6 protein-coding genes are annotated in these 4,888 nt (G+C 37.9%); all 6 read left to right on the top strand.

The window, feature by feature from the left end:
* Positions 1 to 148 precede the first annotated feature (148 nt).
* The 6 genes from HMPREF0027_RS01420 (at position 149) to sohB (ending at position 4,860) form a co-directional block, all read left to right on the top strand.
* Entirely contained in the window at positions 149 to 595 is a 447-nt protein-coding gene (locus HMPREF0027_RS01420) for a Panacea domain-containing protein (RefSeq protein WP_005621546.1), read from the top strand.
* On the top strand, positions 579 to 980 hold the full coding sequence (locus HMPREF0027_RS01415; RefSeq protein WP_005621545.1) for a hypothetical protein: 402 nt from the start codon (positions 579 to 581) through the stop codon (positions 978 to 980). The genes HMPREF0027_RS01420 and HMPREF0027_RS01415 overlap by 17 nt, the downstream gene beginning before the upstream one ends.
* Positions 981 to 1,277: 297 nt before the next feature.
* Positions 1,278 to 1,478 carry a hypothetical protein gene (locus tag HMPREF0027_RS01410; protein ID WP_005621543.1) on the top strand — a complete coding sequence of 67 codons (201 nt, stop codon included), beginning with the start codon at positions 1,278 to 1,280 and terminating at the stop codon, positions 1,476 to 1,478.
* A 513-nt stretch (positions 1,479 to 1,991) separates the two neighbouring features.
* Positions 1,992 to 2,183 (top strand): hypothetical protein, encoded by a 192-nt coding sequence (locus HMPREF0027_RS01405; RefSeq protein ID WP_005621542.1) that lies wholly within the window; start codon positions 1,992 to 1,994, stop codon positions 2,181 to 2,183.
* 413 nt (positions 2,184 to 2,596) lie between these two features.
* Positions 2,597 to 3,778, top strand: a complete 1,182-nt coding sequence (gene lpxB / locus HMPREF0027_RS01400) for a lipid-A-disaccharide synthase (protein ID WP_005621540.1) — start codon at positions 2,597 to 2,599, stop codon at positions 3,776 to 3,778.
* 29 nt (positions 3,779 to 3,807) lie between these two features.
* Entirely contained in the window at positions 3,808 to 4,860 is a 1,053-nt protein-coding gene (sohB, locus tag HMPREF0027_RS01395; RefSeq protein WP_005621539.1) for a protease SohB, read from the top strand.
* The last annotated feature ends 28 nt before the right edge of the window (positions 4,861 to 4,888 follow it).

The following is a 4,888-nucleotide window of genomic DNA, read 5'->3' as shown; positions in this document are numbered from 1 at the left end:
TCCCAAAACTTTTGCTATATGTTATTCCTTGAAAAGAAACTTTATGGCAAAATATACTAAACTGTAAATTGATCTTTGACAGCCTGTGTAAATAACTAGTTACATAGGCTATTTTTGTACCTTAAACTGTTTATTTAAGGAGGAAATTATGGCTTATTCAGCAATGCAAATTGCAAATGCCTTTATCCGTAAGGCTCAAGAAACGCCTAATGAGTTACCAAATTTGACTCCAATGAAGTTGCAAAAATTAATGTTTTTTGCTCAATCTTGGTATATCAAGAAATTAAGAGCCCGCTTAATTGATGATAATTTTATGCGTTGGCCATATGGTCCTGTCATTCCGTCTATTTACTATGAATTTAAGGATAATGGCGGTGGAAATATCGAAGTGCCTTCAAAAAATATTTTTGGGACACCATTTGATAGTCAGCTAGAGGCGAGAGATGAGTATTTTCTAGATGAAATCATTCATGTTTATGGTGGATTTGATGGCTGGACGCTGTCAGATATGACACACCAAGAAGGAACAGCATGGAGAAAACGACCTGTCGGGACTGTTATGACTGATCAGGAGTTGTTTGATAGAAAGGTTTAAGATTGAAACTACACTTCATGCTCAAAATGCTTTAAAACAGCAAGCTAAAAGCAAAGAAGAAATAGATATTGAACCTAGAAAGACAAAGAAGAATCATACAGCTAAAGCAGAACTTGAACGAGAAAAAGTAATAGCCCTTCAAGAGCAAAACTTTAAAAGCAAAGATGATCGAAGAATGCGTAGAGAGTACGCAAATAAGGCTTATGAATTTGCTAAATATACTATTGCTTTTTGGATGTTTTTATTCTTAGCTTACTTTCTCAGCCCTGCAAATAACAAACCTCTAAATGATACTGCTCTAGGCATTTTTACGACTGTTTGTACAATTAATATCCTTGCAGCATTTATTTCTATTGTAAAAGGATTGTTCCCTTCTTCGAAATAAACCGCCCCTCATGGCGGTTTTCCTTTATCTTTCCGACATCAATGTCGCCGTGTTAATCCCCGCTTCTTCTAAACTTAATGCCAAATTTAATCACATTTCCCTATTTTTACCCCTTCACTGATTAAAAAATAAGCAATCAAACAACTTTTCTAAAATTATTTTTCTTTGAATATCAATAAATTATAAATTTTTCCTTACTTAATTCTTATCCATATAAAGATTTTCTTAAATTTATCTTTACTTAATATAAGGTTTTCTTTATTGTGCACCCATACAAACAAACACGGAGAAAACAACATGACAAACTTCAACAACGCACAAGAGCTAAAGCAGTTCATTATCAACGAAGTATTACAAGATTACGCCGACAGAGCAGGCAAAACCTTAGCAGAAGCAAGAAAATTATTTGAAAGCGTAGATTGGGTAAAAAAAGAAGTGATGGATAAAGTCTACGAAATCTCACTTCAAATTGCTAGAAATCAAGGCTTTAAACTGTAACAAGAATCTTTACTAAGCCCTCAATCGGAGGGCTTGAATAAGGGTTCTACCCTAGCCGAAAGGCAATGCTCTTTAACAATTTAATCAAAAACAAGTTATCGCCCGATGGTGATGAGTTAGTCAAAGCGTGGAAGACCATATAGATCCACCGCTCAAACAGAATTACTGAAAGCGTAATACCGATAATTTGTTTAGCTGAAAACTGGTCGCACACAATGAGGTGCAAGTAAGTAAGCGAAAATTAAAAGCCCTTGCCTGTTGGGTTAAACAGGCAACCATTCAAAACTACTTTCCGCTTTTGCTCCCTATGTTGCGAAACGGAATCGACACGAAAGAAGAATCGCTGAATATACAGAAATAAAGCCTTGAGAGTGGTTATAAATATCCTGCAATCACACCGCTGCCTTGGTGGCGGTATTCATCCGAAAGCGCACTTTAGGTACTCCGTTATGTTTTTAAAGTGTTTGTAAAATTATCCTTTAGTGCGCTTTCTGATGAGTATTAGGGGTATGTATGAGTTACTACGACAACGTGATTTTAGGCGCACCGCCTGATGAATCTGATAAGCCTTATTTCAGGCTTGAAGATGAAGTTCTGACACTGTTACGAACTAACGGATTTAGTGTAATAGCAGATGAATTAGCTGGTACAACCGCATTTGAAAATGCACTAGAAGCGTACTTAAATGCAAGTTGTGACGATTAATTAATGTTAGAAGTTTGTATGTAAACCTCCTACCTGTGGGAGTAAACACAGGTGCTATTTAAAGCCGCTCTAATCGCTCCCTTGAGTTCTTTCTGTTTGCACTCTGCTCAAGGTAGAGCGGCTCTAAATGGCAAGTTGAACGGCTGAAACTTTAAAACGACCGAGTTTTATTTCCTTAGGTAGACCTCGCCCCTCTCTAGTTGTTGGATTGGGGATTTTTTAACATACAGTATTTATTGAAATTAAATTTATGGCACAACATGCTTAAATTGTAAATTGTAAATTGTAAATTGTAAATTGTTCATTGACAGCCTGTGTAAACTTTTCATTACTCGGGCTATTTTTATATTGTGATTGGTTATAATCAGCCTATAATAAAAGTAATTAAATGAATAATTAATGAGAGTGAAATTATGATGACAAAAGAAGCGCCTCTTATTGCTCTAGTTGCCGGTGAGATTTCTGGTGATATTCTTGGTGCCGGGTTGATTAACGCCCTTAAATTACATTATCCGAATGCCCGTTTTATTGGAGTTGCTGGACCGCGAATGATACAAGCCGGTTGTGAAACCTTATTCGATATGGAAGAGCTGGCGGTGATGGGGTTAGCAGAAGTGGTAAAACATTTGCCCCGTTTGCTCAAACGCCGTAAGCAAATGATTGAAACAATGCTGGCGGAAAAACCGGATATTTTTATTGGTATTGATGCCCCTGATTTTAATTTAACGGTTGAAGAAAAACTCAAAGCGAGTGGAATTAAGACTATTCATTATGTTAGCCCATCGGTTTGGGCATGGCGTCAGAGCCGTGTACATAAAATTGCACGAGCGACCAATTTAGTATTGGCATTTTTACCGTTTGAGAAAGCGTTCTATGATCGTTTTAATGTGCCTTGCCGTTTTATCGGTCATACAATGGCGGATGCGATTGCGTTAAAACCGAACCGTTCTGAAGCTTGTGCTGCTTTGGAATTAGATGAAACAAAACGTTATCTTGCAATTTTAGTGGGTAGCCGAGCAAGCGAAGTTGGCTTTTTAACAGAGCCGTTTTTAAAAGCCGCACAGATTCTTAAACAGAGATATCCGGAATTAGAATTTTTAGTGCCGTTAGTTAATGATAAGCGCATTGCCCAATTTGAACAGATTAAAGCGCAAATTGCGCCGGATCTGGGGGTGGAAATTCTTAAAGGCAATACTCGCCAAGCGATGATTGCGGCAGAAGCCACCTTGCTTGCTTCCGGCACTGCGGCGTTAGAAGGGATGTTGTGCAAATCACCGATGGTAGTGGGTTACAAAATGAAAGCTAGCACTTACTGGCTGGCTAAACGTTTAGTGAAAACTAAATATATTTCCTTACCTAATCTATTAGCGGACGAAATGTTAGTGCCTGAATTAATTCAAGACGAATGTAATCCGGAAAATTTAGCATGGTATTTGGGTAATTATTTGGCGGATGATGCAGACCATAAAAAACAGCGAAACGAATTAAAACAACGTTTTACTGAATTACATAAACTGATTCAATGTGATGCGGATACACAGGCGGCACAAGCGGTGGTCGATATGTTAGAAGCGGAAACAAGCGGTCAAAATTAATTCTATTTTTACAAAAGGAATCTCACAGAATGTGGAAAGAAATTTTACTTAATTACGGTATTTTCTTATTGGAATTACTTACGATATTCGGCATTGTTGCGGTTGTTGTTATGTTGATTTTAGAAGCGAAAAAACAACCTGAAAATGGCGTAATTTCCATGACGAATTTAACCGAAAAATATAAAGAACAGCAAAAAGCTTTAGCGAGTTTTTTCCTCAGCGAAGAAGAGCAGAAACAGCAGGAAAAAGATGAGAAAAAAGCCGCTAAAGAAAAAGCGAAAGCAGAGAAAAAACGCCTTAAAGAAGGCGGAGAGAAAACCGAAGCGGAAAAATCTCGCCTATTCGTTTTGAAATTTAACGGTGACGTACAAGCCAGTACGGTTAATGCATTAGCTAAAGAGATTAGTGCGGTACTATCACTAGCTAAAGCGGAAGATGAAGTGTTGCTTAAATTGGAAAGCCCTGGTGGTGTAGTTCACGGCTATGGCTTAGCGGCGTCACAGTTACAGCGTTTACGTGATCACAATATTCCACTGACTGTCGCAGTAGATAAAGTAGCGGCAAGCGGCGGCTATATGATGGCGTGTGTGGCGAATAAAATTGTTTCGGCACCTTTTGCGATTATCGGATCGGTTGGTGTAGTGGCACAAGTGCCGAATATTCATCGTTTACTGAAAAAACACGATATTGATGTGGATGTGATGACTGCCGGTGAATATAAACGCACCGTCACTTTAGTCGGTGAAAATACTGAGAAAGGCAAACAAAAATTCCAGCAAGAATTGGAAGAAACTCATGAATTATTCAAACAATTTGTGGCACAAAATCGTCCGCAATTAGAGATTGAAAAAATTGCTACCGGCGAACATTGGTTCGGTAAACAAGCATTGGCGCTTAATTTAGTCGATGAAATTTCAACAAGTGATGATTTATTGTTGAATGCGGTAAAAGAAAAAGAGGTGATTGAGCTAAGTTTCAAAGAGAAGAAAAATCTGACTCAGCGTTTAGGCGTACAAATGGAGCAATCAGTAGAAAATATTATTGCGAAGTTACTACATAAAAACCGTACACCAATGATGTAAGGTTTAGCTTGATAAAAAAGCGGTCGAA

Source organism: Actinobacillus ureae ATCC 25976, from assembly GCF_000188255.1.
Classification (GTDB): Bacteria; Pseudomonadota; Gammaproteobacteria; order Enterobacterales; family Pasteurellaceae; genus Actinobacillus; species Actinobacillus ureae.
The sequence above is the reverse complement of the archived record's forward strand: the minus strand, read 5'-3'. Positions and strand labels throughout refer to the sequence as shown.

Excerpts from the sequence above, each read along its gene's own strand:
- HMPREF0027_RS01420 (WP_005621546.1), top strand. The coding sequence starts at position 149 with ATGGCTTATTCAGCAATGCAAATTGCAAATGCCTTTATCCGTAAGGCT.
- HMPREF0027_RS01410 (WP_005621543.1), top strand. The coding sequence starts at position 1,278 with ATGACAAACTTCAACAACGCACAAGAGCTAAAGCAGTTCATTATCAAC.
- HMPREF0027_RS01405 (WP_005621542.1), top strand. The coding sequence starts at position 1,992 with ATGAGTTACTACGACAACGTGATTTTAGGCGCACCGCCTGATGAATCT.
- lpxB (WP_005621540.1), top strand. The coding sequence starts at position 2,597 with ATGATGACAAAAGAAGCGCCTCTTATTGCTCTAGTTGCCGGTGAGATT.
- sohB (WP_005621539.1), top strand. The coding sequence starts at position 3,808 with ATGTGGAAAGAAATTTTACTTAATTACGGTATTTTCTTATTGGAATTA.